Source organism: Microvirga tunisiensis (genome assembly GCF_009296175.1).
In the GTDB taxonomy this organism is placed as follows: Bacteria; Pseudomonadota; Alphaproteobacteria; order Rhizobiales; family Beijerinckiaceae; genus Microvirga; species Microvirga tunisiensis.
This window is the reverse complement of the sequence record NZ_VOSK01000772.1, coordinates 1-1,282: the sequence shown is the minus strand read 5'-3', so window position 1 is coordinate 1,282 and position 1,282 is coordinate 1. Positions and strand designations below refer to the sequence as shown.

At 66.0% G+C, this 1,282-nt stretch carries 1 protein-coding gene; it reads left to right on the top strand.

The window, feature by feature from the left end:
• Positions 1–1,282, top strand: a 1,282-nt coding sequence (locus tag FS320_RS43550; RefSeq protein WP_152718671.1) for a Clp protease N-terminal domain-containing protein, incomplete at both ends; no start/stop codon positions are given.

The following is a 1,282-nucleotide window of genomic DNA, read 5'->3' as shown; positions in this document are numbered from 1 at the left end:
CCGTCGAGCAATGGCTCGCCAAGCAGCCGAAAGTCTCCGGCTCGGCCTCGCAGCCGCAGGCCACGCGCGAGCTGATGCGCTTCTTCGACACCGCCGAAAAGGCGGCCGAGAAGGCGGGCGATTCCTTCGTCACCGTCGAGCGGATGCTGCTGGCGCTCGCCGTCGAAAAGGACACGGAGGCCGGAAAGATTCTGGCCCAGGCCGGCGTAACCGCCCAGGGGCTGAACACCGCCATCAATGCCTTGCGCAAGGGCCGCACCGCCGACAACGCGACGGCGGAGAACGCCTATGACGCGCTGAAGAAATATGCGCGCGATCTCACGGAAGCCGCGCGTGACGGCAAGCTCGATCCGGTGATCGGCCGCGACGAGGAAATCCGCCGCACGATCCAGGTTCTCTCGCGCCGCACCAAGAACAACCCGGTGCTCATCGGCGAGCCCGGCGTCGGCAAGACCGCCATCGTCGAAGGCCTGGCGCTGCGCATCGTCAACGGCGACGTGCCGGAGAGCTTGAAGGACAAGCAGCTGCTCGCCCTCGACATGGGCGCGCTGATCGCCGGCGCGAAATATCGCGGCGAGTTCGAGGAGCGGTTGAAGGCCGTGCTCAGCGAAGTGACGTCGGCCGAGGGCGGCATCATCCTGTTCATCGACGAAATGCACACGCTGGTGGGCGCCGGCAAGGCCGACGGCGCGATGGATGCCTCGAACCTGTTGAAGCCCGCGCTCGCCCGCGGCGAGCTGCACTGCGTCGGCGCGACGACCCTCGACGAGTACCGCAAGCACGTGGAGAAGGACGCGGCCCTGGCCCGTAGGTTCCAGCCGGTCTTCGTGAGCGAGCCCACGGTGGAGGACACCGTGTCGATCCTGCGCGGACTTAAAGAAAAGTACGAGCAGCATCACGGCGTGCGCATCACAGACTCGGCGCTGGTTGCGGCCGCAACGCTTTCGAACCGCTACATCACCGACCGCTTTTTGCCGGACAAGGCGATCGACCTCGTCGACGAGGCGTCGTCGCGCCTGCGCATGCAGGTCGATTCGAAGCCGGAAGAGCTCGACAACATCGACCGCGAGATCGTGCGCCTCAAGATCGAGCAGGAGGCCTTGAAGAAGGAGACGGACACCGCGTCCAAGGACCGCCTCGAGCGCCTCACCAAGGAGCTCGCGGACCTGGAGGAGCAGTCGGCTTCCATCACGGCGCGCTGGAAGGCCGAGAAGGACAAGCTCGGCACCGCGGCCGATCTCAAGAAGAAGCTCGAGGAGATGCGCAACCAGCTCAGCCAGGC